Genomic DNA, 24,999 nt, shown 5'->3' with positions numbered 1-24,999 from the left:
GGACCGAATTGCGCGCGCAATTTCGAAAAGCCGGTGTCGCGAACCGTGCGGCGGCTTTTCCGTCGCCCTTCTCATGAAGAGACAGGACGATTTTATGGCGCAACCACCAGTCATCTCCTTGCCCAAGGTAAGTCCGAGCATGCGGGACGTCGGTTTCGCGCTGGGCATCGTGGCAATCCTTTGCGTTCTGTTTCTGCCCATTCCAGTCGTTATGGTGGATATCGGGCTTGCGTTTTCGATAGCGCTTTCGGTTCTCATCCTCATGGTGGCGCTCTGGATCCAGCGTCCGCTGGATTTCTCGTCGTTTCCGACCGTGCTGCTGATCGCGACCATGATCCGCCTGTCGCTGAACATTGCGACAACGCGTGTCATCCTTTCGCACGGTAATGAGGGGCCGACGGCGGCGGGCGGCGTGATTGCGGGCTTCTCCAGCCTCGTCATGTCCGGCGACTTCGTCATCGGTCTGATCGTCTTTCTGATCTTGATCACGGTCAACTTCATCGTCATCACCAAGGGCGCCACTCGTATCGCTGAAGTCGGCGCCCGCTTCACGCTGGATGCCATTCCCGGCAAACAGATGTCGATCGACGCGGATTTGTCCGCCGGCATTATCGATGAAAAGGAAGCACAGCGCCGTCGCCGCGAACTGGAAGAGGAAAGCTCGTTCTTCGGTTCGATGGACGGTGCCTCGAAATTCGTCCGCGGCGATGCGATCGCCGGTCTTATCATCACCGCAATCAATGTCTTTGGCGGCATCATCATCGGTTATTTCCGCCACGGCATGCCGATCGGCGAGGCGGCGGATGTTTTCGTCAAGCTTTCGGTCGGCGACGGTATCGTTTCGCAGATCCCGGCGCTTATCGTGTCGCTGGCGGCCGGCCTTCTGGTGTCGCGCGGCGGCACCGCCGGCTCGACGGATCAGGCGGTCGTCAATCAGCTGAGCGGCTATCCTCGCGCTTTGATGGTTTCAGCCATGCTGATGGGCTTGCTGGCGGTTATGCCGGGTCTTCCCTTCCTGCCCTTCATCTTCCTTGGCGGCATCATGGCCTTCGGCAGCTGGTATATTCCGCGCCAGGCCGAAGCTGAAAACGCTCTCCGCCGTCAGGAGGAGGAGAACAAGGTTCTCCAGACCACCGAAGCGGAAAAGGATTCGGTCAAGCAGGTGCTGAAAACCGCCGAGATCGAACTGGCGCTCGGCAAGCAGGTGTCAACCCGCCTTCTCGGCGCGCATCAGGAACTGGCCTTCCGCGTCGGCAAGATGCGCAAGAAATTTGCGACCCAATACGGCTTCGTCGTGCCGGAGATCAAGGTCTCCGACGACATCATGATCCCGGAAAAGGCCTATCAGATTCGCGTCCATGGCACGACCATCGCGTCGAGCAACCTGCGTGTCGGCGATGTTCTCGTGGTGACCGGGGCAGGGCGCAAGCCGAGCATTCCCGGCGACGAAATCCGCGAACCCGCCTTCGGCATGCCTGCCGTCTCGATCCTCGAAACCTTCACCGAAGATTTGAAACGCGAAGGCTTCCACCCGATCGACAATGTCTCTGTCGTGCTGACGCATCTGAGCGAAGTTATCCGCAACAACCTGCCGCAGCTCCTGTCGTATAAGGACGTCAAAATCCTGATCGACAGGCTTGATCCGGAATATAAGAAGCTGGCCGACGAAATCTGCTCGTCGCACATGTCCTATTCCGGCCTGCAAGCGGTTCTGAAACTGCTGCTTGCCGAACGCGTATCGATCCGCAACCTGCATCTCATTCTGGAAGCGGTCGCCGAACTCGCACCGCATGTGCGCAAGACGGAACAGATCGTCGAACATGTGCGGGTGCGCATGTCGCAGCAGCTCTGCGGCGATCTCGCCGACAACGGCGTGCTGCGCGTCCTGCGCCTCGGCAACAAGTGGGACATGGTCTTCCATCAGGCGCTCAAGCGCGATCAGAAGGGCGAAATCGTCGAATTCGATATTGATCCGCGCCATCTCGAAGAGTTTTCCGAGCAGGCTTCGAAAGTTATCCGTGAATTCATGGATCGCGGACTGCCCTTTGTCCTTGTAACCTCGCCGGAAACGCGGTCCTATGTGCGCATGATTATCGAGCGACTCTTTGCGACCCTGCCGGTTCTTTCACATGTGGAACTGGCCAAGGGTCTGGAGATCAAGATCCTAGGCGCTATTTCATGATAACCGACCCGCAAGGGACAATTATCGCATTGTTCCTTGCCATTTGCCGTATCGGCGCCTGTTTCATGACAATGCCGGGCTTTTCCAGCTCGCGCATTTCACCGCAAATCCGCATGCTGCTCTGCGTCGCGGTGTCCATGGCGCTTCTGCCGGTGCTGTGGGATACGATCTATCCGAAAGTCTCCGGCGCAAGCCAGGGCACGGTCGTCGGCCTCATCTTCACCGAGATCGTCATCGGTTCGATGTATGGCCTGATCGCACGCTTTTATACGCTCGGTTTCCAGTTTACCGGTGCGCTCATCGGCGCTTCCATCGGTCTCAGTGCGCCCGGCGGTGCTGACGTCATCGAAGAGGTGCAGGAAAACCAGATATCCAACTTCATCACCTTCGGCGGTCTGCTGGTGCTGTTCATGCTGGATTTCCACCATATCGTTTTGAAAGCGCTGGTTGATTCCTATACCGCAACGCCGGTCGGGGCGCTTATCAGCGGCCAGAAGATGCTGATCACACTCACCGATACGCTGCGGGCATCGTTCTCCATCATGCTGCGGCTTGCCAGCCCCTTTGTGATTTACGGCCTGATGTTCAACGTTGCCGTCGGTCTCATCAATAAGCTGGCACCGCAGATTCCGGTTTATTTCATCTCGACGCCCTTCGTTCTGGCGGGTGGTCTTTTCATGCTTTACCTTTCGGTCGCGGCCCTCATCCGTCAGTTCGTGGATGGTTTTGGCCCGGTCTTCATCGGTTTTTGATCTGGAGAAACCCATGGCTTCGGACAAGCGATCGGCAAAACTCAAGCGTCTGGTAACGGTCCAGCGCCACATGGAAAAAATGGCCGAGGTGGAGCTGGCCGATACCACCCGCGTGCGTACCGAAGTGGCGCAATCCATGGACAACGTGCTGGAAGCCATGAGTTCCATGGAGCCGGTGCATCAGACGTTTTCCAGACATTATTCCGATCGTTACGGCCGCCTTGTGGTCAAGGATCGCCAGCTTGCCGGCGTGCAGCAATTGCAGGAAAACAAGGTGCTGAAGGAAAAGACCAAGGCCGACCGCCTTGAGGACAGAATGCACCTTGCCCGCGATCTCGAGGATCGCGAGGCCGACGACAATGCAATCTATGATCTGCTTGAAATGACAAACGCATCCCGGACACCAGCCTCCAGCAAGGTTGGCGATCCATAGTCCGTTCCATTGTTGCATCGCGGGCGTTCGAAAGACGTCTCCGGCGATGTTTCTTGATTGAACGGACGCGTCGGCTTTCCATGCCACACGTTCGTCAGCTCGGGAGATCGGGACGTGGCGATATCGGTTATAAGTGATCTGGTGATGGATGTGGTGCGCGCTGCGGACCCCCAGGAAGTACAGATCGCCCAGGAAAAGCTGAAGGCGAACAAGGCGGCTTTTGCCGCAACCAGCCTTGCAGATGCGGGCAAGGGCTTTGGCGCCGCCGTCGATATGCTGGATGGCGCCTCCTCGAAGGCGGGCCTTGGCGACACCAATATTCGCTCGGCGCGCACGGAGATTCCCGAAACCTACCGCAAATATGAAGCCTCGGTTCTCCAGACCTTCGTTGCCAACATGCTGCCGAAAGACAGCGAGGAAGTTTATGGCAAGGGTAATGCCGGCGAAATCTGGAAAAGCATGATGGCGGAACAGTTCGCCGACACGATCTCCAGAAATGGCGGCGTCGGCATTGCGGAACAGGCCTACAAGGATGCGTTGAGGAAAGCCGAAAGCAAAGGCATTACCGACGTATCGATGAATGAAAAAGACCATAATGCTGCAATTCGGATGGTGGCGGAGTTCGAGCGGCAGGTCCTCGGCGTTTCAAATGATAAAACGGACGAGGCTTGAGAATGAAAAACCTTAACGAGGAGACAAGCATGGACCTTATGTCGAACGACCACCGTATCCAATCCGTTCTCGGCCGCCTTGAGATGATCATTGACAATGAGAACGACAATATCGGTAAGGATCCGCAATTCGACTTCAAGGTTTCCAACGCCCATAAAAGCCGTTGCCTCTATGAACTCACCATGCTGTTTCGCGACACACCGCGCGAAGACATCGCCGGTGGTTATCTGGAGCAGGTGAAGGGCATCAAGTCCAAGCTCGCGACCAATGCCAGCCGCGTTGAGGCGCATCTGAACGCGGTTCGCGCTGTTGCGGACCTGCTGAAAAACGCGATCCAGGAAGCCGATACGGACGGCACCTATTCGCAGGAACAGTTCATGTACGGTGCCGCCTCCTGATGTTGAAGCTTCTTCTCACCGGCGTCTGGGTTTGCGCCGTCACGCTCGGCGCGGTGTATTTCTCCGTCCAGATGGCGACGGCGCCGGGAGATGAGGCGGGCGAGAAAAAGACCAATCTGCAACTGGTCAAGGGTGAAAGCATCACCATTCCCGTCATTAATGATGGCGGGGTGAACGGCTATTTCCTCAGCCGTATTTCGCTGCGTGTCGACAAGGACAAGATGGCGAAGATCGAGTTGCCGGCAACGCAGCTGATGACCGACGAATTGTTCACGCTTCTGGCTGGCTCTTCCATGGTCAACATCGCCAATATTTCCACCTTCGATCCCGAGGCTTTCAAGCAGCGCATCCGCGAGGGGCTGAACAAGAGGCTCGATGACGAGGTGGTCGAGGATGTGCTGATCGAGCAGCTGGATTATCTGTCGAAGGCAGATATTCGCGAGCAGAATGGCAATGGCACACCCCGGTCGGTCAAGATCGTCGAGGGCGAGAAGGCCGAGGCTGGCAAAGAAGCGGCCGCTGCGCCCAGCCACTGATGTCGCAGGGCGCGGCTCACGGGCCCGCCAACACGCGGTTCGCCGGTCTGGTTAACCGTTCCTTTGCGCGAGCCCGAATATTCGATCGATTGCTTTCAGCATAACTTCAACCTGCACCTGTATAAACAAATCCATGAGCCGCCGTGCCGCAACCATGCGCCGGATCGGCGGCGGTGAATTTGGCATTCGGGGGTTGGCAATGAATTTCGCGGCAGGTTTTGCGCGGCCGGGATCGCAACGGAATATCCACGGACTGCGTGTCTGTGATCTGGACTGGAGTGGGGCACTGGAGCTGGTCAGCGGCCGGGCTTCGGCTTGCGAAGGGCACACGATGCTCTCCTTTCTGACCATCGATAAAGCCCGCCTGTCGCTCAAGGATATCGCTTACCGCGAGATTCTGGAAAGCTGCCTGCTTCTGCCGCAGGGCAAGGCGATGAATGCAGCCGCCCGTGTGGAAAATGGCAAGCCTCTGTCCGCTGCCATCGATGGCGTGGCTTTCGTCATGGCGCTTCTGACCTATATGGCGGTGCCGAAACGGATTGGTGTTGCCGGCGACGATGCGGCGCAGGTTGGTGAAGTGCTGGCAAAGCTGCGTGCCCACGCGCCATGGCATGATTTCGTGATGCTGGGTCGGGATGCGTCCGGGGTGAAGGTTGATGTTCTGCTTGCCGGCATGAGCGGTGAAAATCAGGAGAGATGGTTGCACAGAACTGTCAGCCGTCAGGATGTGCGTGTCGCAATCGCGGTCGGCCCGCTGTTCAAGGTGTTGTCGTCCGAAGTGGCGGGCATGCCGGAAATCTTCCGCAAGCTGCATATGAGCTGGCTTTACAGCCTCTGCGCCGAACCCTGGCACATTGCACTCGGCAAAGCTGAGACGGGTTCGCGCAGCCCGCGTTAACCATTTGTTTGCCACGATCCTTTAACCTCTCGTAAGGTTTTGACAGTCGCCCGTCGCGGGCGGCACCGAGGGTGGCAGACGGCTTCAGATGGTTGATAACAGTCCGGACATGATGGCGACCCGTCCCGACGAGGACGATTTTGCCGTGCCCCCGTCGCAATGGCGCAGGCATTGGCTGCGGCTTCTGACGGCAGGTTGCGTCTTTGCCGCTACCGTTACCGCCGCGGCTCTTCCGTTACTGCTGATCGATTCCGGTTTTCGCGGATATGTTTCGCAGGCCCGGATCGAGATCACCCAGACGTCCTATGACGCACCCGATGCCGCCCGTTTTCTGGCGATGGCGCGACGTACCCTGTTATCTCCCGCCGGGCTTGACCGGGTCAGCGGCGATCTGAAGCTGAAATCCGCCGATATGGTGGGCGTTCGCAATCAGGGTGAGCTTGGCCTGCTTGTCGATCTTTTGACAGGGGCGGACGCACGCCCGCTTTCCCCGCGAGAAGCACTGAATGGCGCAGTGGGTGATGCGATCCGGCTGGAACTGACGCCGGATGAAAATACGCTGATCGTGACCGCAAAGGCCGCGACGCCGGAAAGCGCGATGCGTCTGACCGATTATCTGTCGATGCGGGTCATGGCGGATGGCAAGGCCGGCACCATGACGCCCGCCATGCGTGAGACGGAGCGAGCGCGCAAAAGACTGGACGAGGCGGAAGCGGCGTTGAACGGTTTCCAGATGCGCCATGGCGATGCCGTTCTCTCTGATGTGCAGCAGCTCGAACAGCAATTGCGCGACGTAAACGACAGCCTTGCGGGCAGCACGCAACACCAGCAGTCGCTTCAGGCGGATTTGACGGCGGCCTCCGCCCTCAAGCCGAATGATATTTTGTCGAAGCCTTTGCCGACCGGCGCGGCTTTCGCAGCGCTCGAGGATATCAGGCAGAAACAGGCGACCGCCAATATGGCGCTTGCCAGTGTCTCGGTTGATTATGGTCCCAAGCATCCGCGCCGCATCGCCGCCCAGAATGCGGCGGATGCCGTGCAGGCGCTGGCAGCTCCCGCATTGCGCCAACTGGTTGAAGGTTTGCGGGTGGATGAAAAGCGCATCGCCCAGGAGATTGCGACCGCGAATGGCGAGCGCAAGAAACATCTTGATCGCCTGGATGGGCTCGGCGTCGCCCCCGGTGAGCTTTCGCGATTGCAGGCTGAACTTGAGACGGCGAGAAATGCCTATCTGGAAGCGAGCGAGCGCCGCGATCTGTCCTCTTCCACCACGCCAGCCATCGAGACCCGCCTTGCAAGGAAGGCCGGACCGGGTGAACTGTCGCGTGATCTGACACAGGCGGCGATGATGGCAGGCGGCGGCGGCCTTATCGGCCTGCTGGGCAGTCTTTATCTCCTGAGCTATCGTCGTCATGACGAGGAACAAGATGGCGAGCTGGTCGTCGAAAATGGAGTGCAACTTCCCGCCTCCCTGGATGGGCCGGAGCAATCGCTGCAATTTTCCGAATTTGAGCAAATTGAGCCGGCGGTTTTCGATGATCTGGAAGACCTTGCCGCAGCAGATTATGTCCAGCCGGAAGACGCCTTCGCTGACTATTATGCCGAGGCTGCAAATGATGCCGACGATATGCCTCTGGACGAGCGCGTGCGGCAGGTGCTGATGGGTAACCGAACGGTCAGAAACGCCACTCAAATGTCACCGGAGCTTCCGCCATTGCTTGGTGAAGCCCTTGCCGGGCACTTCGATCATGAGCAGGCCGAAGCCGAGGAGTTGGCGGAATTGAGACGCGAGCTGGCGCTTCTGAGGGAGCGTCTCGCCGATTACGCCGATCACCAGGACGACTACCGCAAAACTGCCTGACGAGGCTGTATTTTTGCTTGCATTCCTGCAAAGGGGGCACCATACGGGGCCAACGTAATCCAGCAGGAGCAAGACGCATGGCAGTTGTGATTGACGGGAAGGCGAAGGCGGCTTCGGTAACGGAGGCGGTCCGCAAATCGGCAGAAGCGCTTGAGGCGGAAAAGGGCGTAAAGCCCGGTCTCGCAGTCGTCATCGTCGGCAATGATCCGGCCAGCCACGCTTACGTGAACTCCAAGAGCAAGATGGCCAAGCAATGCGGCTTCAACTCCATCCAGCACACGCTGCCGGAAGAGACGACGCAAGGTGAGCTTTTGAAGTTGGTCGGCGAATTGAACGCCGACGCCTCCATTCACGGCATTCTGGTGCAGCTGCCTTTGCCGAAGCATTTCAATTCCGATGAGATCATCCAGTCGATCCTGCCCGAGAAGGACGTCGATGGCCTGAGCGTGTTGAATGCGGGCAAGCTGGCGACCGGCGATCTCGCCACCGGGCTTATTTCCTGCACGCCAGCTGGCGCCATGCTTCTGGTGCGCGGCATTCACGGCGATGATCTTTCCGGCCTGAACGCCGTGGTCATCGGCCGCTCGAACCTGTTCGGCAAGCCCATGGGCCAGCTTCTCCTGAATGCCAACGCCACGGTGACCATGGCGCATTCGCGCACCAGTGACCTCGCGACCGTCTGCAAAACGGCCGATATTCTCGTGGCGGCCGTCGGTCGCGCGGCGATGGTGAAGGGCGACTGGGTAAAAGCGGGCGCAACCGTCATCGATGTCGGCATCAACCGTATTCCTGCTCCCGAAAAGGGCGAAGGCAAATCGAAGCTTGTTGGCGATGTCGCCTTCGACGAGGCAAGTGCCGTTGCTGCCGCCATCACCCCCGTGCCCGGCGGCGTTGGCCCGATGACGATCGCCATGCTGATGGCGAATACCGTCATCGCCGCTCATCGCGCGCTGGGTGAGACCGCGCCGAAATTCTGATTGAATTGACTGGCCGGCTATTCTTTCGGAGCCGGCCCCGTCGAAGCGCGCACCACAAGCTCCGCCTTCCAGAGTTCCTGATGCGGTTCCGTCTGGTTCAGCTTGATGCGGTTGATCAGGCGCTGCCCGACGCGCACGCCCGCCGCCCGCAGCGACGAGCGGGTGGTCGTCAGCGGCACGGAAAAATTATCCGGTTTCAGCAGCGGCAGCACGTCGTCATGGGCGATCAGCGAAATATCCTTGCCGGGTTTTAACCCTCGCTGGTTCATCGAGCGGATAGCGCCCAGCGCAAGCGCGGTACTGGCGCAGAGGATGGCGGTCGGTTTTTCCGGCTGGGACAACAGCGCCTCCATGCCGAGATAACCTTCCTCGTCCGTCATGCTGCTGTGCCGTTTATTGGCCGGGTGCAGGGCGAGGCCGCTTGCTTCGAGCGCCTTCTCCACCCCGAGACAGCGCCGATAGGTAAAATCGTAGCCCTCCGGCCCGTTCAAAAGCCCGATGCGCTTATGGCCGAGCTGGAGGAGAAGCTGGGCCGCATCACGAAACGCGCCTTCATTGTCCACATCGAGATAGGGATAATTCTCCTCCACGCCGACGGACCTGCCGTGCACGAGGAAGGGCAGGGAGAGCGACTGCATCATGGCGATGCGCGCATCGTTCTTCTTCATATAGGCGAGATAGATGCCATCGACGCTGCCGCTTGCCGCCAGCCCACGCAGGGCTTCGCGCTCCTTTTCCGGCTCCGTCGGCATGATGACGAGGTGAAAACCGCTGCGCGACGCTTCTTCGCCGAGACCGCTTAAGAATTCGCCGAAATGCACATCGGACCGGTGGTGTTCGCCAATCGGCATGACGAGCCCGATGGAGCCGACCTTGCCGGTCGCCAGCCGCTGCGCCGCTGCGTTCGGGCGATAGCCCGTCTTCTCGGCGGCTTCCATGACGCGGCGGCGGGTTTCGGCGCTAACCTCAGGGTAGCCGTTGAGCGCCCTGCTGATGGTCGTCTGCGAAATGCCCAGCAGTTGCGACAACTGTTTCAGGTTCATCTATTGTCCTCCATGCGTGCGCTCGAGAACACGGCAAAGCCTCTCCTCAATTCCAAAGCGCTTTAGATTTTTACCAGCCTCCACCCCATTTCTCAATCGAAAAGCATAGCCGCCTTCCTAATTAAATATGACTATTCATAAGGCACTGCAACGTTTCCGAACAAAGAGCCTCTTGACTCCGTCTTGATGACAATGAGATGAATAGACAGCCAAAGCGCTTTGATTGGAGAGGACGCTTTGAGCCTTTTATGTGATGGGAGGTAAATCACATGCAGAAGACTCTTTTGGCGACGGCGGCTTCGATCATGCTGCTGTCCGGTGCGGCCTTTGCCGCCGACCTGAAATTTGCACCCGGCGGAGACGCCAAGTTCAACTGGAAAAGCTACGAGGACTTCAAGGCGGCCCATGCCGACCTGAAGGGCCAGACGCTGACGATTTTCGGGCCCTGGCGCGGTGAAGATGAGGCCCTGTTCCAGTCGGTGCTCGCCTATTTCGCCGATGCGACCGGCGTGAATGTCCGTTATTCCTCGTCGGAAAATTACGAGCAGCAGATCGTCATCGATACGCAGGCGGGCTCGCCGCCCAATATCGCCATCCTGCCGCAGCCCGGTCTTCTGGCCGATCTCGCCGCCAAGGGCTTCCTTGTGCCGCTCGGCGACAAGACCGCTGACTGGGTCAAGGAAAATTACGGCGCGGGCCAGTCCTGGGTCGATCTCGGCAGCTACAAGGGCAAGGACGGCAACAAGGCCTATTTCGCTTTCCCCTTCAAGGCGGATGTGAAGTCGCTTGTCTGGTACGTGCCTGAGAACTTCGAGGAAGCGGGCTATAAAGTGCCCGAGAGCATGGAAGACCTGTTCAAGCTGACGGATCAGATCGTTGCCGATGGCGGCACGCCCTGGTGCATCGGTCTCGGCTCCGGCGGCGCCACCGGCTGGCCGGCAACCGACTGGGTGGAAGACCTGATGCTGCGCACGCAGCCGCTCGACGTTTACCAGAAATGGACGACCAACGAGGTCAAGTTCACCGATCCGGCCGTGGTCGAGGCGATCAACGAGTTCGGCAAATTCGCCAAGAATGAAAAATATGTGAGCGGCGGCGTCGCGGCCGTGGCCTCCACCGACTTCCGCGATAGCCCGAAGGGCCTCTTCGACATTCCGCCGAAGTGCTACCTGCACCATCAGGCGTCGTTCATTCCATCCTTCTTCCCTGAAGGCACCAAGGTGGGGACGGATGCGGATTTCTTCTACATGCCGACCTATGCTTCCAAGCCTGACCTCGGCAAGCCGGTTCTCGGCGCTGGCACGCTCGTCACCATCACCAAGGAAGCACCAGCGGCCAAGGCATTCGTCGAATTCCTGCAAACGCCGATCGCTCATGAAGTCTGGATGGCGCAATCCAGCTTCCTGACGCCCTATAAGGGTGTGAACGTCGACACCTATGCCAATGAGCAGATGAAGCGGCAGGGCGAAATCCTGACGACCGCGACAAGCTTCGGCTTCGATGGTTCCGACCTGATGCCCGGCAAGATTGGTGCCGGCGCATTCTGGACCGGCATGATCGATTTCGTCGGCGGCAAGTCCGCCGATCAGGTCGCCGCCGATATCCAGAAGGCCTGGGACGGCCTGAAGTAACAATCGGCCGAGCAGATTCCGGAAAAATGTTCTGCGGTTTTCCGGTCAGAATCTGCGGTAAAACAAAAAGTCCCGGTGGTTTGCTGCCGGGCCTTTACCAATGGAACGGCCCGACGACCGCATAAAATCAGCGCGGCGCGGAGAGGATCAAGGGAGGGAACATGGCTCAACAACTCGTGTCTGCCATCGGCGTCATGGTGGCGGGGGTCTTTGCCTGCGCTGCCTATTACTGGCTATCCGACAAGGCGCTGCAGGTGATCTTCCCCGTCCGCTCGGGAGACGTCATTCATGCATCCCGCAACCTCAATCGCCGCGCCGCCGTCCGGCCCTGGCTGTTCATCGGCCCGGCTTTGATCCTCCTGCTGGTCTATCTGGTGTACCCTGTCATCGCCACGCTGATCCTGTCCTTCTATGACCGGACCGGCAGCGAATTCGTCGGTCTCGCCAATTATCGCTGGGCGTTTTTCGATGCCGGTTTCCGCCAATCGATCTTCAACAATATTCTCTGGCTCGCCGTCGTGCCGGCCGCCTGCACCTTCTTTGGCCTCGTCATCGCCGTCATGACCGACCGTATCTGGTGGGGCAACATCGCCAAATCCATCGTCTTCATGCCGATGGCGATTTCTTTCGTCGGTGCCTCCGTCATCTGGAAATTCATCTACGAATACCGCGCCGAAGGCCAGGTGCAGATCGGCCTCCTGAACGCCATCGTCGAGTTTTTCGGCGGTAGCCCGGAGGTGTGGATTTCCATGCCCTTCTGGAACAATTTCTTCCTGATGGTCATCCTCATCTGGATCCAGACCGGTTTTGCCATGGTCATCCTGTCGGCGGCGCTGCGCGGCATTCCTGAAGAAACCATCGAGGCGGCCGTCATCGATGGCGCCAATGGCTGGCAGATCTTCTGGAAGATCATGGTTCCGCAGATCTGGGGCACCATCGCCGTGGTCTGGACGACGATCACCATCCTCGTGCTCAAGGTCTTCGATATCGTGCTGACCATGACCAACGGCCAATGGAACACCATGGTTCTCGCCAATCTCATGTTCGACTGGATGTTCCGCGGCGGTGGCGACAGCGGCCGAAGTGCGGTCATCGCGCTTATCATCATGGCGGCCGTCACCCCCATCATGGTCTGGAACATCCGCCAGGCGAACCGCGAGATGGAGGGCCGCTGAGATGAATATCGTCAAACGCCTTCGCCGCGTCGGCCTGCCGCGCCTCATCGTCCACGCCAGCGTCCTCGTCGTCGTGCTGCTCTGGCTTTTGCCCACGCTCGGCATTCTCGTCAGCTCGCTGCGCGACAAGGACCAGATCACCGTTTCAGGCTGGTGGACGGCCTTCTCCAGTTCCGAACAGACCTCGGCGGTTCGCCTTGCGGATGCTTCCGTGCAGAAGCAGGATGGCAGCCGCTACGTCATATCAGGCAATGTTTTCGAGAACGGGCAGGGTGGCCAGGTCGCCGCCTTCGGTGTTCGCGTCCAGGAGCCGACGGCCTTCAAAGCCGGGGAGGCTGCCGATATCGGTGACGGCGAGACACTTCTCGTCAATTCGGACGGCACCTACGAATACAGCAAGGCTGCAAGCTTTGAGGGTTCGCGCGGAAAACGCGTCTATATTTCCGTCGCGACACCGCCGGTCTTCACGCTGGACAACTATCGGACCGTGTTGACCTCGGAAGGCATCGGCCAGTCCTTCGTCAATTCGCTGACCGTGGCCGTGCCGGCAACCGTCATTCCCATTCTCATCGCCGCCTTCGCCGCCTATGCGCTGTCATGGATGAGCTTTTCCGGCCGCAATCTGCTGATTGCCATGGTGGTGGGCCTGATCGTCGTGCCGCTGCAAATGTCGCTGATCCCGCTGCTGCGGCTTTATAATGAGATTGGCACCATTTTCGGCGTGCCGTCCAAGACCTATGCCGGCATCTGGCTGGCGCACACCGCCTTCGGCCTGCCGCTCGCCATTTATCTGCTGCGCAACTATATTTCCGGCCTGCCGAAAGAGATCATTGAAAGCGCCCGTGTGGATGGCGCGAGCGATTTCGAAATCTTCGTCAAGATCATCCTGCCGCTCTCCTTCCCGGCGCTGGCCTCCTTCGCCATCTTCCAGTTCCTGTGGACCTGGAACGACCTGCTCGTCGCCATGGTCTTCCTCGGCACGCAGAAGGACGAGCTGGTGCTGACCGGTGCGTTGAACGCGCTGCTCGGCTCGCGCGGCGGCAACTGGGAAATCCTCACCGCCTCGGCCTTTGTCACCATCATCGTGCCGCTCTGCGTCTTCTTCGCCCTTCAACGTTATCTCGTGCGTGGCCTGCTCGCGGGCTCCGTCAAGGGAGGCTGATCATTCCATGAACGCCCATACCAGACAGGACACTTCCATGACCGCTTCGGTGACTTCCGCTTTGACGCCCAACAAGGACTGGTGGCGTGGTGCTGTGATCTATCAGATCTATCCGCGCTCCTATCAGGACTCCAATGGCGACGGCATTGGCGATCTCAAGGGCATCACCGACCGTCTGGCGCATATTGCCGGCCTCGGTGCCGACGCCATCTGGATTTCGCCCTTCTTCACCTCGCCGATGAAGGATTTCGGCTACGACGTCTCGAACTATGTCGATGTCGATCCGATGTTCGGCACGCTCGCCGATTTCGACGGGCTGATCGCGGAAGCCCACCGTCTCGGCATCCGCGTCATGATCGACCTCGTCATGTCGCACACGTCGGACCAGCATCCATGGTTCGTGGAAAGCCGCGCCAGCCGCAATAACCCCAAATCAGATTGGTATGTCTGGTCGGACAGCAAGCCGGATGGCACGCCGCCCAATAACTGGCTGTCGATCTTCGGCGGTTCGGGCTGGCAGTGGGACCCGACCCGCATGCAATATTACATGCACAACTTCCTGACATCGCAGCCGGACCTCAACCTGCATAATCCGGAAGTTCAGGAAGAGCTGCTGAACATCACCCGTTTCTGGCTGAAGCGCGGCGTCGATGGTTTCCGCCTCGACACCATCAATTTCTATTTTCACGACCTTGAGCTGCGCGACAACCCGGCGCTGGCGCCGGAGCGCCGCAACGCCTCCACCGCGCCTGCGGTCAATCCCTATAACTTCCAGGAACATCTCTACGACAAGAACCGCCCGGAAAACATCGCCTTCCTGAAGCGCTTCCGCGCGGTGCTGGACGAGTTTCCGGATATCGCCGCCGTGGGCGAAGTGGGTGATAGCCAGCGCGGTCTCGAAATCGTCGGTGAATATACCTCCGGCGATGACAAGATGCAGATGTGCTACGCCTTCGAATTCCTGGCGCCGGATGCGCTGACCCCGCAGCGCGTTGCCGATGTGCAGGCGGATTTTGCGAGAGCCGCTCCTGAGGGCTGGGCCTGCTGGGCCTTCTCCAACCACGATGTCGTGCGCCATGTCAGCCGCTGGGGCGAGCATGTCGAAGATAAGGATGCCTTCGCCAAGGTACTTTCGGCGCTCTTGATGACGCAGCGCGGTTCTGTCTGCATCTATGAGGGTGAAGAACTCGGCCTCACCGAAGCGGATATTGCTTTCGAAGATTTGCAGGATCCCTACGGCATCCAGTTCTGGCCGGAGTTCAAGGGCCGCGACGGTTGCCGCACGCCAATGGTGTGGGATGCCGGTCATGCGCAGGCGGGTTTCTCGACCGCCGACAAGACCTGGCTGCCCATTCCTGCCGAGCACAAGCAGCGCGCCGTCAGCGCCCAGCAGGGCAACGAGGCCTCGGTGCTGGAACATTATCGCCGCTTCCTGAGCTTCCGCAAAAAGCATCCCGCTTTTGCCAAAGGCGGCATCGAATTCCAGCCGGTTGAGGGCGAAGTGCTGAGCTACACCCGCACGCTGGGCAACGAAACCGTTCTTTGCCTCTTCAATCTCGCCGCCACGCCGGCAAAGGCCACGCTGCCGGAAGGGAACTGGGAGGTTCTCGAAGGTCACGGCTTTGCAGGCGGTCTTGAAGGCAGAAGCGTAGAACTTCCGGCATGGGGCGCTTTCTTCGCCCGTTACGCCTGACAGATGAGGGAGGAACACCCATGACAAGTCTCGTTCTCAAGGATATCCGCAAATCATACGGGCAGGTGAAAGTCCTGCACGGCATCGATCTGGAGATCGAACAGGGCGAATTCATCGTTTTCGTCGGCCCCTCGGGCTGCGGAAAATCGACGCTGCTGCGCATGATCGCCGGTCTTGAGGAAATCACCGGCGGCGAGATGTATATTGACGGTCAGCTCGTCAATGAAATCCCGCCTTCGCGCCGGGGCATCGCCATGGTGTTCCAGTCCTATGCGCTTTATCCGCATATGACGGTCTATGACAACATGGCCTTCGGCATGAAGATCGCCAAGGAAAACAAGCAGGAGATCGACCGCCGGGTTCGCGCCGCCGCCGAAATCCTGCAATTGACGCAATATCTGGAACGTCTGCCCAAGGCGCTCTCCGGTGGTCAGCGTCAGCGCGTCGCCATCGGCCGCGCCATCTGCCGCAATCCCAAGGTCTTCCTGTTCGATGAGCCTTTGTCGAACCTCGATGCCGCCCTGCGTGTCGCCACCCGCATCGAGATCGCCAAGCTTAACGAGCAGATGGCCGATACGACGATGATCTACGTCACCCACGACCAGGTGGAGGCGATGACGCTGGCGGATCGAATCGTCGTGTTGAATGCGGGCCGTGTGGAGCAGGTCGGCCCGCCGCTCGAACTTTACGAAAGGCCGGCCAACCTCTTCGTGGCGAAGTTCATCGGCTCGCCCGCCATGAACATCATTTCGGCGAAGATCGTCGGAACCGGTGAACGGACCTCGATCGAACTCGTCGGTGGCAAGACACTTGCCGTTAATGTTCCTACACCCGCAACCGAGCAAGGCAAGGCCGCAAGCTTCGGTGTCCGGCCGGAAGATCTGAGCATCGTCACCGGCGATGACTATCTTTTCGAAGGCAAAGTCTCGATTGTCGAGGCTCTGGGCGAAGTGACGCTGCTCTATCTCGAGGCTCCGAACGGGCAGGAGCCGATCATCGTCAAGATACCGGGCATCCTTTCCGTCTCCAAGGGGGAAACCCTGCGGTTTGCAGCACCGCAGGAAAAGCTCCATCTCTTCGACGCTGACGGCAAGACCTATCGTCCATAATTGCTGGCAGTACCTTAAAACACGCCCCGGAACCTCGCCGTTCCGGGGTTTTTTCGTGACTTTTTGCCACTGTGGAAAAACAACGGAAATGTCCCGCTTCCGGTCCGTTTGAGGCAAGTCTGATATGAATTGTTAAAGACTATGGCCTAGTCTCGATCTGTTAAGAGAGCATGGGAGTCCGGGCGTGCAGAGCAGTGCGGGTGTCATCAGGAACAATTACCTGAGTAAAGAAGAATCCTTCATGTACGACCGCGAAGGCCGGTTTCGCATGGAAGACACCATGAATGCCGCGCGCATCGAATATACCGAGAAGGCCGTCATGCATATGGCGGCGCGGCGCTGCGACGTCATCCGCATCTCCCAGACCGAAGCGGTGCTGGCGCTGCTGACCAAATACAGCCTGCCAAACCAGTTCTATCTTGATATTCCCGACGCCCGCATCACCAAGATCGGCTGCGTGATGTTGCGCGTCAACGCCAACAACACCATCCACGTCCGTTTCCTGCGGATATTGACGCAGAAAGAACTGGACCGCGTTTTTGTATTCAGCACGCACCCGGCGCACAGGGACCGGAAGCTCGATATCCGGTCTTTCTGAGCAACCTTCCAGCTATGGGCAGAACGGCCGGATCGACCGATCTGCTGCTCACGGACCTCTCCTGTCATTGCTAACTATTATCACTGGATGGTATAAGCAAAGGATAGAGAGGATATCAGCATGGCGAGCAGTGCGAATCTCGGTCATCACCTTGAAAACTATGTTTCCGATCTTGTGAGGTCGGGGCGATATAACTCCCGCAGCGAAGTACTGCGCGAAGGCGTTCGGCTGGTGGAAGAGCGTGAAAAGAAACTGGCCGCTCTGGATGCCGCCATTGCGCGTGGCGTCGCCGATGCCGATGCGGGCCGCGTCACACCGATTGGGGACGTCGCATCGGAACTGAGCGCCAAGTATGCTAAAATGGCGAGAGAACGCGGCTTGTGATCGTCGTTCTGACCGATGAAGCCAAAACAGACCTTGAACGTATCGGCGATTTCATCGCATCCGATAATCCACGGCGGGCTGAAACATTCGTGAGTGAACTGCTTGATCAATGTTTAAGATTGGCAGAAATGCCTCGCGCATTTCCGCTTGTGCCCCGTTACGAGCAAACTGGTATCCGCCGTCGTCCTTATGAAAACTATCTTGTTTTTTATCGTATTGCCGAGACACGCGTGGAAATTCTACACATTCTGAACGGCGCCCAGGACTACGAATCCATTCTTTTCCCGCAAGATTAGCGGCGCAAGCTCGCAATGTTTGTCTCGGCGTTTTGCCAGGGTGAGGAAGCGGGCTTAAGAAAGCCCGCCCAGAACCGTCTGCTTCAGCTTCACTTCAGGCACTTCCATGAAGGCAAGATCGCTGCGGCCGAAATAGGATTTCTGGTTGGTGGCCGACCAGTCGTTGCAGACCAGCTTGTAACGTTGTTTCGTTTCCGGTTTTTCCGGCATGGCGTAGAGATAATCGCCGGTGCGCGCAGCAAGCGGAATGTCGCCGTCCTGGTTGCAACGTTCAAGGATCTGGGCAAGCACCTCACCATCCACTTCCGTCATCATCAGCTTGCCGTCGAAACGCAGCGAGGCGTTGAAATCATAGCGGCGAATATCGCCCTGCGGCAGACCGGCGCCGAGCGACGTATGGCCGATGAAACCGACATCCGCGCCGGTTTTCGCAGCGATAAGCTGCGCCACATGGCGTCCGGCCTCATCGACAGTCATTGCCTTGGCGGATTTGCCGACAACCGCCCGTTCTTCCGCCGTCAGGTGCTTTTCGAGCGTCTGCTCGATCAGGCTCTTGAGGGCCGGGGAGGCGGGAGCGCCGCTATCAATGGCGATCGTTTCGATGGCCGGCGCCTTGCCGGGGGCGGAGATCGTTGCCACCGTCATGGATGTGCACCATGAGCCGGTATGGACATAACGCGTGGCGCCCTGTTCATGCACGAAGTTCAGGTGATCGTGACCGCCGACCAGCAGCGTGCCATCCGGTAGCAGCGGCAGGATATCGCGGTCGGCAACGACGCCGGCATGGCTCAAGACGATGTTGATAGCGCCCGACTTAACGATGCCAGACAGATTGGCCTTGGCCCATTCGACCGGCTGCGGAATGTCGAGCATCCCGCGCGTCGCCTTCGGATAGGTATTGATCGCATTGGTGGCGAGACCCACCACGATGACCTGCCGCCCACCGACGCTCACCTCGGCACGATCAGGCGCATAGGGCTTTCCACTGCGCTTATCGTTGATGTTGGACAGCACGGTGATGCCGAGTGCCTGGGCGCGGCTGACGAAATTGGCAAGATCATTGTCGATATCGGGCTCATGATTGCCGATATTGATGACGGTGGGGGCGAGCTTGGCGAGTGCAGCGAGGAACGTCCACTCGATTTCGCCGGCCGAACGTGTGGCCACCGCGTTACCGAGTTCGAACAGGTCGCCATTCAGCAGGATGATATGAGGCGTCTTGTCGGCAGCGATGCGCATTTCGATGGCCGCGAGAAGCTGGCCGATGCGCTCATAGGCCGAATGCAGGTCGGAGATCACGATTGCACGCAGCGCGACATCCTGCGCCGTCGCTGGCGTGGCCAAGGCAATCAGCGGCAGCACGGCTGTGCCAGCCATAAGCTTCAGCACATCGCGGCGTTTGCTTGAGAAAATCGTCATGTCCTGGCCCCATCATCCGAAACTGCACCGTCGTCCCACGGTTGCTCGAGAAGGCCCTATAGGGCGATCATCACAGCCGCATGACAAGTGTGACTTTTAAGAAATGGGAAATAAAGCTGTTTCTGTGCCGGATTATCAGAGGCGGGAAAGCGCAGTCAAACGATACCGCAAAGCAGGGTTGAAAGGCGAAAACCGCATCGGCCTTCGCCCTCCAAAAATCAATGGAACAGAACGCTGGCGCCCTGATCGGCCGGGCCGGCATTGCGGCGGAAGGGGGCGAACAGTTCGCGGCCCATGCCCCATTCATTACCGGACAGATCGGCGCGCGCCGGTTCGCGTTTGGCCAGTTCGGCGGCGGACACCAGCACTTCCAGCGTTCCCGAAATGGCGTCGAGACGGATGATGTCGCCATCGCGGATAAGCGAGATCGGGCCGCAGTCGGAAGCTTCCGGCGTGACATGGATGGCGGCCGGTACCTTGCCGGATGCGCCAGACATGCGCCCGTCCGTCACCAGCGCCACCTTGAAGCCGCGATCCTGCAGCACGCCGAGCGGCGGCGTCAGGCGGTGCAGTTCCGGCATGCCGTTGGCCTTCGGTCCCTGGAAGCGCACGACGGCGACGAAGTCTCGGTTGAGCTTGCCGTCCTTGAAGGCATCCTGAAGCTCCTGCTGGTCGTTGAAGACGATCGCCGGCGCTTCGATGATGTGGCGTTCCGGCTTGACGGCGGAAATCTTGATGACCGATTTGCCGAGATTGCCCGTCAGCATCTTCAGACCGCCGGTCGGCTGGAACGGGGTCTCGATGCTGGAAAGCACCTTCGGGTCGTGGCTCTGCTCGGGCGAAGGCTGGCGGACGACCGCACCCTTCTCGTCAAGCTTGGCATCCACGGTGTAAGCCTCAAGGCCATGTCCGAAGACGGTGCGGACATCGTCATGCACGAAGCCCTGTTTCAGAAGCTGCTTGATGAGGAAGCCCATGCCGCCGGCGGCGTGGAAGTGGTTCACATCCGCAAGTCCGTTGGGATAGACGCGGGCCAATAGCGGCACGATGTCGGAAAGATCGGAAATATCCTGCCAGGTGAGGATGATGCCGGCGGCGCGCGCCATGGCGATCAGATGCATGGTGTGGTTGGTGGAACCACCCGTCGCATGCAGGCCGACGACGCCGTTGACGACCGATCTCTCGTCGATCATCTCGCCCGCCGGCGTGAATTCATTACCCTGCGCGGTAATCGCCAGCGCGCGCTTGGCGGCCTCGCGCGTCAACGCATCGCGCAGCGGCGTGCCGGGGTTGATGAAGGAGGAACCGGGCATATGGAAGCCCATGATCTCCATCAGCATCTGGTTCGAATTGGCGGTGCCGTAGAAGGTGCAGGTGCCCGGGCCGTGATAGGATTTCGATTCCGCCTCCAGTAGCTCCTCGCGGCCAACCTTGCCTTCGGCGTAAAGCTGGCGGATGCGCGACTTCTCGTCATTCGGCAGGCCTGACGTCATCGGGCCGGCGGGAACGAAGACGGCGGGCAGGTGACCGAAGGCGAGTGCCGCGATCACGAGGCCGGGTACGATCTTGTCGCAGACGCCGAGATAGACGGCGGCGTCGAACATGTTGTGCGACAGGCCGATGCCGGCCGCCATGGCGATGGCATCGCGGGAAAACAGCGAAAGCTCCATGCCCGGCTGGCCTTGCGTCACACCGTCACACATGGCGGGGACGGCGCCCGCCACCTGCGCGATGCCACCCGCTTCCTTGGCCGCATCGCGGATGATCGTCGGGAAGGTCTCATAGGGCTGGTGCGCCGACAGCATGTCGTTATAGGCGGTGATGATGCCGAGATTGGGAACCCGGTCGCCGGCAAGGATGTCCTTGTCGGCGGGGGAACAGACCGCAAAACCGTGCGCAAGGTTGCCGCAGGAAAGCACGGAACGGTGAACGCCTTTTGAGACCTGCAGCCGCAACCGCTCGAGATAGGTCTCGCGGTAAGGCTTGGAACGTTCGACGATGCGGGCGGTGATGGCCTGAATGCGGGAATCGGCGGACATGGGCGTTCATCCTGTTCGTTGGTCGGCAACCGGCGTTCCGGGAGGTGAACGGCCGGTTGTCGTGTTTCTGTCTTCATGTCTTCGGGGCGCTTGTCGCCGGGCCGCGCGTGCGGCGGTACTTTCGGCTTACGGCGCCCAGTATATATCCACGGGCGTTTCTGCCCGGTTCAGCACGGCGCGAACAGGCATTTCGTCCTCATCCTCACCCGATTGGGCTTTTTCAAGCGTCGCCTTCTTGGCTGCGCCTTCAATGTGCAGCACCAGAAAATCGGCGTCATGCAGGCTGGAGAAATTGAAGGTCAACCGCTCCTCTCCCGCATTCTCCGCCGCCATGGTCAAGACGCCGCGTGGCTCATCAAGGTCCAGCGCCTCATAGAGATTGTCGCCACCGGGGAAGAACGATGCCGTATGGCCATCCGTTCCCATGCCCAGAATGACGACATCGAAAGGATCGCAGATCGCTTCGGTCTTGACGGTTGCGAGCGTCGCCGCATCCTCCGGCGAGGCCGCCGACTGGAAAAGCGGCACGAAATAGGCCGCTTTCGCCTTGTCCTGCAACAGGTTCTCGGCAACCAGGCGATGGTTCGAGCGGTCGCTTTCCGGCGGCACGAAGCGTTCGTCCACCAGCGTCACGCTGATATTGGGCCAGTCGAGATCGTGTTTGGAAAGCGCCTGGAAAAATAGCTTGGGCGTCGAGCCGCCGGAAACGGCGATGCTCGCCGTGCCGCGCTCCTGCGTTGCGGCCGAAAGGCGGCTGGCAACTTCTGTCGCCAGCGTGGAGGCCAGGTCGGCGGCGCTGTCGAAGACATGCAATGTCTCACTCATCTCCGTCATCCTCAATCTCCATCGTGCCAGGTGCGGCCATCGCGCTCGATCAGCGCGATCGAGCCGCTCGGACCCCAGGTGCCGGCGGTATAACCCTGCACGCCCTGCGCCAGATCTTCCCAGCTCTTGAGAATGGGGTCGATCCAGTCCCATGCGGCCTCGACCTCGTCGCGGCGCATGAACAGCGTCTGGTTGGAGCGGATGGTGTCCATCAGAAGCCGCTCATAGGCATCGGGGCTGCGCACGTTGAAGGCTTCGGCAAAGCTCATGTCCAGCGACACCTGACGCAGGCGCATGCCGCCCGGGCCGGGGTCCTTGATGAGCAGCGACTGCTTGACGCCTTCATCGGGCTGCAGGCGAATGACCAGCTTGTTGGCCTCGATCTTGCCGGCCGCATCGTCGAAGATCGAATGCGGGATCTGCTTGAAGGTGACGACGATTTCCGAAACGCGGGTCGCGAGGCGCTTGCCGGTGCGGATGTAGAAGGGAACGCCAGCCCAGCGCCAGTTGGCGATTTCAGCCTTGATGGCGACGAAGGTTTCGGTGTTGGAAACGCCGCCTTCCAGCTCTTCCAGATAACCCTTGACCGGGCCGCCGGCGGAAGCGCCGGCGCGGTACTGGCCGCGAACCGTCTGCTTTTCGACATTGCTGGTGTTGATCGGCTTCAGAGAGCGCAGAACCTTGAGTTTTTCGTCACGCACGGCTTCCGCATTCATGGATGCGGGTGGCTCCATGGCCACGAGGCAAAGCAGCTGAAGGATATGGTTCTGCACCATGTCGCGCAGCGCACCGGCCTTGTCGTAATAACCGGCGCGGCCTTCAAGGCCAACCGCTTCGGCAACCGTGATCTGCACGTGGTCGATATGGGCGGAATTCCACAGCGGCTCGTAAAGCGCGTTGGCGAAACGCAGCGCCATCAGGTTCTGCACCGTCTCCTTGCCGAGATAGTGGTCGATACGGAAGATCTGCTCTTCCTTGAAGACGTGGCCGATGGTGTCGTTCAGTTCCTGCGCGGAAGCGAGGTCACGGCCGATCGGCTTTTCAACGACGATGCGGGTCGAGCGGGTGATGAGCTTGTGCTCACGAATCTTGTCGGCGATATCGCCGAAAATGCCCGGCGCGACGGCCAGATAAAAGGCGCGTATGCGCTCCTTGCCCTCATCGAGCAGCTTCTTCAGCACGTCCCAGCCATTGCTGCCCTTGGCATCAACAGGCACGTAGAAAAGCCGGTTGAGGAAGAGCGTGACCTGCGCGTCGTCATATTCGCCGGCCTTCAGGTGCTCCTTCAGCGCGTCCTGCGCGAATTTGCGATATTCCTCATGGGTCATGACCGAACGCGACGCGCCGATGATGCGGGTCGGCTCCGTGAACTGGCCTTCGACCTGCCGGTGATAAAGGGCCGGCAGAAGCTTGCGCTCGGCAAGATCGCCCGTGCCGCCAAAAACGACACAATCAAAAGGTTCAACAGGAATGATCTGACTGCTCATATCGATTCTCTCGATCTTCAAGGGTTGGGGCATCAATAATCTAATCGATTTAAAAATGCCAGACTCAGTTATGTGAAATTATGAATTTTGGCTTTGTTCGCCCGTTCTGTTTCGGTAACTGGCTGTAAACATTATCCTAAAACCTGTCTCGCAACGCGTACCAAGATAGCGCCAGGAAAAGCAGCGGCGCGCGCATTGAAGTTCCGCCGGGGAATGCGGGCACCTTCAGCCGCGCAAATGGTTCCAGCATGTCCTTTTTGCCGAGTATGAGATCGGCATAGAGCTTGCCGCAATAATTCGACAGCATCACCCCATGACCGGAATAACCGCCGATGGAGGTGACATCAGGCATGACTTCGCGCACGAACACCTGTCGCGGCAGGGTGATGCCGACGGAGCCGCCCCAGGAATGGGTGATGTCGATATTTTTCAGTGCGGGATAGATTTCCGCTATCTGCCGGCGGATATGGCTGGAAATGTCGCGCGGCGTATCGGCCGTATAGGCTTCACGTCCACCGAAAAGCAGCCGGTTGTCGGCCGTCTTGCGGAAATAGCGCACCACGAAACGCGAATCCGCCACGGCTTCCCGGCCTGGAATGATGTCGGGAAACGCATCGAGAGGTGCCGTCGCGCCGATAAAGGAGCGGATCGGCATGATATGGGCGGCCGTTATCGGCTCCAGATTGCCGATATAGGCATTGGTCGCGATCAGCACCTTTGTCGCCGTCAGATTGCCGGAGGGCGTGTTTATGATTGTCTTGCCGCCGGACTGGCGAATGGATCTGGCAGGCGTCATTTCGTGAATGCTGGCACCCGCAGCTTTCGCCGCCTTTGCCAGCCCGACCAAAAGCTTCAGCGGATGGATATGGCCGGTGCCGGTGTCGCGCGTGCCGCCGAAATAATGGGTGGAGCCGACGCGTTGACGCGCTTCGCCGCGTTCCATGTAGGAAATATGCGGATAGCCGTAGCGACTGTTCATCGCATCGACGCTTTTGCGATAGTCGTCCTCGTAGGTCGCCTTGTGCGCCACATAAAGCTGTCCCGGCAGGTACTCCATGTCTATGCCGCGATTGACGGCGAAGCTGCGCACGTAATTCTTGGCATCCTCGGCAATGTCGAACAGCAGCTTTGATTGCTCGAAGCCGATCTCATCTTCCATTTCGTCGGGGAACGAACGCTGGCCGGTGCCGAACTGGCCGCCATTGCGGCCGGAAGCGCCATCGCCGAAACGATGCGCTTCGATGAGGGCGACCGAGACGCCGTTTTCGGCAAGGTTACAGGCAGCCTGAAGGCCGGTATAACCGCCGCCGATAATCGCGACATCCACTTCTCTCGACCCATCGAGAGCGGGATAGTCCGGCCGCTCACCGACGGTTGCCTGATACCAGGAAATCCCCGGCGCAATCGGGCTTTGCCATGTCATGCTCGG

23 protein-coding genes are annotated in these 24,999 nt (G+C 59.3%); 17 read left to right on the top strand and 6 right to left on the bottom strand.

Features of this window, described 5'->3' with window-relative positions; all coding sequences use genetic code 11:
- Positions 1-94 precede the first annotated feature (94 nt).
- The 9 genes from flhA (at position 95) to ACQZ5F_RS10635 (ending at position 8,709) form a co-directional block, all read left to right on the top strand.
- Entirely contained in the window at positions 95-2,182 is a 2,088-nt protein-coding gene (flhA, locus tag ACQZ5F_RS10675) for a flagellar biosynthesis protein FlhA (protein WP_046800604.1), read from the top strand.
- Positions 2,179-2,934, top strand: coding sequence for a flagellar biosynthetic protein FliR (gene fliR, locus ACQZ5F_RS10670; RefSeq protein WP_046800605.1), 756 nt, complete (start codon positions 2,179-2,181; stop codon positions 2,932-2,934). The genes flhA and fliR overlap by 4 nt, the downstream gene beginning before the upstream one ends.
- A 13-nt stretch (positions 2,935-2,947) precedes the next feature.
- Complete coding sequence (locus tag ACQZ5F_RS10665) at positions 2,948-3,367, top strand: hypothetical protein (RefSeq protein ID WP_046800606.1); 420 nt, start codon at positions 2,948-2,950, stop codon at positions 3,365-3,367.
- 114 nt (positions 3,368-3,481) lie between these two features.
- Positions 3,482-4,039: a rod-binding protein gene (locus tag ACQZ5F_RS10660; RefSeq protein ID WP_046800607.1), complete on the top strand. Its 558-nt coding sequence runs from the start codon at positions 3,482-3,484 to the stop codon at positions 4,037-4,039.
- 29 nt (positions 4,040-4,068) lie between these two features.
- Positions 4,069-4,437: a hypothetical protein gene (locus ACQZ5F_RS10655; protein WP_046800735.1), complete on the top strand. Its 369-nt coding sequence runs from the start codon at positions 4,069-4,071 to the stop codon at positions 4,435-4,437.
- On the top strand, positions 4,437-4,973 hold the full coding sequence (locus tag ACQZ5F_RS10650; protein ID WP_046800608.1) for a flagellar basal body-associated FliL family protein: 537 nt from the start codon (positions 4,437-4,439) through the stop codon (positions 4,971-4,973). The genes ACQZ5F_RS10655 and ACQZ5F_RS10650 overlap by 1 nt, the downstream gene beginning before the upstream one ends.
- A gap of 199 nt (positions 4,974-5,172) precedes the next feature.
- Positions 5,173-5,871, top strand: a complete 699-nt coding sequence (locus tag ACQZ5F_RS10645; protein WP_052817833.1) for a WecB/TagA/CpsF family glycosyltransferase — start codon at positions 5,173-5,175, stop codon at positions 5,869-5,871.
- A gap of 88 nt (positions 5,872-5,959) precedes the next feature.
- Positions 5,960-7,732 (top strand): GumC domain-containing protein, encoded by a 1,773-nt coding sequence (locus ACQZ5F_RS10640; protein ID WP_225339469.1) that lies wholly within the window; start codon positions 5,960-5,962, stop codon positions 7,730-7,732.
- Between the two features lie 77 nt (positions 7,733-7,809).
- A complete protein-coding gene (locus ACQZ5F_RS10635; RefSeq protein WP_137083492.1) occupies positions 7,810-8,709 on the top strand; it encodes a bifunctional methylenetetrahydrofolate dehydrogenase/methenyltetrahydrofolate cyclohydrolase in 900 nt (299 codons plus the stop codon).
- A 17-nt stretch (positions 8,710-8,726) separates the two neighbouring features.
- Here the strand turns inward: ACQZ5F_RS10635 and ACQZ5F_RS10630 are convergent, their stop codons facing one another.
- The gene (locus tag ACQZ5F_RS10630) at positions 8,727-9,752 is read right to left on the bottom strand and encodes a LacI family DNA-binding transcriptional regulator (protein ID WP_046800611.1); all 1,026 of its coding nucleotides are present in this window, start codon (positions 9,750-9,752) and stop codon (positions 8,727-8,729) included.
- Between the two features lie 269 nt (positions 9,753-10,021).
- Here ACQZ5F_RS10630 and ACQZ5F_RS10625 point away from each other — a divergent pair, with 269 nt between their 5' ends.
- The 8 genes from ACQZ5F_RS10625 to ACQZ5F_RS10590 all read left to right on the top strand — a co-directional run bounded on the left by ACQZ5F_RS10625 (position 10,022) and on the right by ACQZ5F_RS10590 (position 17,800).
- Complete coding sequence (locus ACQZ5F_RS10625; protein ID WP_046800612.1) at positions 10,022-11,383, top strand: ABC transporter substrate-binding protein; 1,362 nt, start codon at positions 10,022-10,024, stop codon at positions 11,381-11,383.
- 161 nt (positions 11,384-11,544) lie between these two features.
- Complete coding sequence (locus tag ACQZ5F_RS10620) at positions 11,545-12,558, top strand: carbohydrate ABC transporter permease (protein ID WP_046800613.1); 1,014 nt, start codon at positions 11,545-11,547, stop codon at positions 12,556-12,558.
- Between the two features lies 1 nt (position 12,559).
- Positions 12,560-13,720, top strand: coding sequence for a carbohydrate ABC transporter permease (locus ACQZ5F_RS10615; protein WP_052817119.1), 1,161 nt, complete (start codon positions 12,560-12,562; stop codon positions 13,718-13,720).
- 37 nt (positions 13,721-13,757) lie between these two features.
- On the top strand, positions 13,758-15,413 hold the full coding sequence (bglA, locus tag ACQZ5F_RS10610; protein WP_225339468.1) for a beta-galactosidase BglA: 1,656 nt from the start codon (positions 13,758-13,760) through the stop codon (positions 15,411-15,413).
- Positions 15,414-15,433: 20 nt separating this feature from the next.
- A complete protein-coding gene (locus ACQZ5F_RS10605; protein ID WP_046800615.1) occupies positions 15,434-16,522 on the top strand; it encodes an ABC transporter ATP-binding protein in 1,089 nt (362 codons plus the stop codon).
- 241 nt (positions 16,523-16,763) lie between these two features.
- Positions 16,764-17,120 (top strand): hypothetical protein, encoded by a 357-nt coding sequence (locus tag ACQZ5F_RS10600; protein ID WP_046800738.1) that lies wholly within the window; start codon positions 16,764-16,766, stop codon positions 17,118-17,120.
- Between the two features lie 120 nt (positions 17,121-17,240).
- Positions 17,241-17,504, top strand: coding sequence for a type II toxin-antitoxin system ParD family antitoxin (locus ACQZ5F_RS10595; RefSeq protein WP_137083500.1), 264 nt, complete (start codon positions 17,241-17,243; stop codon positions 17,502-17,504).
- A complete protein-coding gene (locus ACQZ5F_RS10590; protein WP_225339467.1) occupies positions 17,501-17,800 on the top strand; it encodes a type II toxin-antitoxin system RelE/ParE family toxin in 300 nt (99 codons plus the stop codon). The genes ACQZ5F_RS10595 and ACQZ5F_RS10590 overlap by 4 nt, the downstream gene beginning before the upstream one ends.
- Before the next feature lie 54 nt (positions 17,801-17,854).
- On the opposite strand, the gene ACQZ5F_RS10585 is transcribed toward ACQZ5F_RS10590, so the two are convergent.
- The 5 genes from ACQZ5F_RS10585 to ACQZ5F_RS10565 form a co-directional block, all read right to left on the bottom strand.
- On the bottom strand, positions 17,855-19,219 hold the full coding sequence (locus ACQZ5F_RS10585; protein WP_225339466.1) for a metallophosphoesterase: 1,365 nt from the start codon (positions 19,217-19,219) through the stop codon (positions 17,855-17,857).
- Positions 19,220-19,437: 218 nt separating this feature from the next.
- Positions 19,438-21,258, bottom strand: a complete 1,821-nt coding sequence (gene edd / locus ACQZ5F_RS10580; RefSeq protein WP_225339465.1) for a phosphogluconate dehydratase — start codon at positions 21,256-21,258, stop codon at positions 19,438-19,440.
- A gap of 126 nt (positions 21,259-21,384) precedes the next feature.
- Positions 21,385-22,083: a 6-phosphogluconolactonase gene (pgl, locus tag ACQZ5F_RS10575; protein ID WP_046800739.1), complete on the bottom strand. Its 699-nt coding sequence runs from the start codon at positions 22,081-22,083 to the stop codon at positions 21,385-21,387.
- Between the two features lie 11 nt (positions 22,084-22,094).
- A complete protein-coding gene (gene zwf, locus ACQZ5F_RS10570; protein WP_046800618.1) occupies positions 22,095-23,570 on the bottom strand; it encodes a glucose-6-phosphate dehydrogenase in 1,476 nt (491 codons plus the stop codon).
- Positions 23,571-23,706: 136 nt separating this feature from the next.
- Entirely contained in the window at positions 23,707-24,993 is a 1,287-nt protein-coding gene (locus ACQZ5F_RS10565; protein ID WP_448730470.1) for an NAD(P)/FAD-dependent oxidoreductase, read from the bottom strand.
- Positions 24,994-24,999 lie beyond the last annotated feature (6 nt).

Source organism: Agrobacterium sp. 22-210-1, assembly GCF_053522525.1.
The sequence above is the reverse complement of the archived record's forward strand: the minus strand, read 5'-3'. Positions and strand labels throughout refer to the sequence as shown.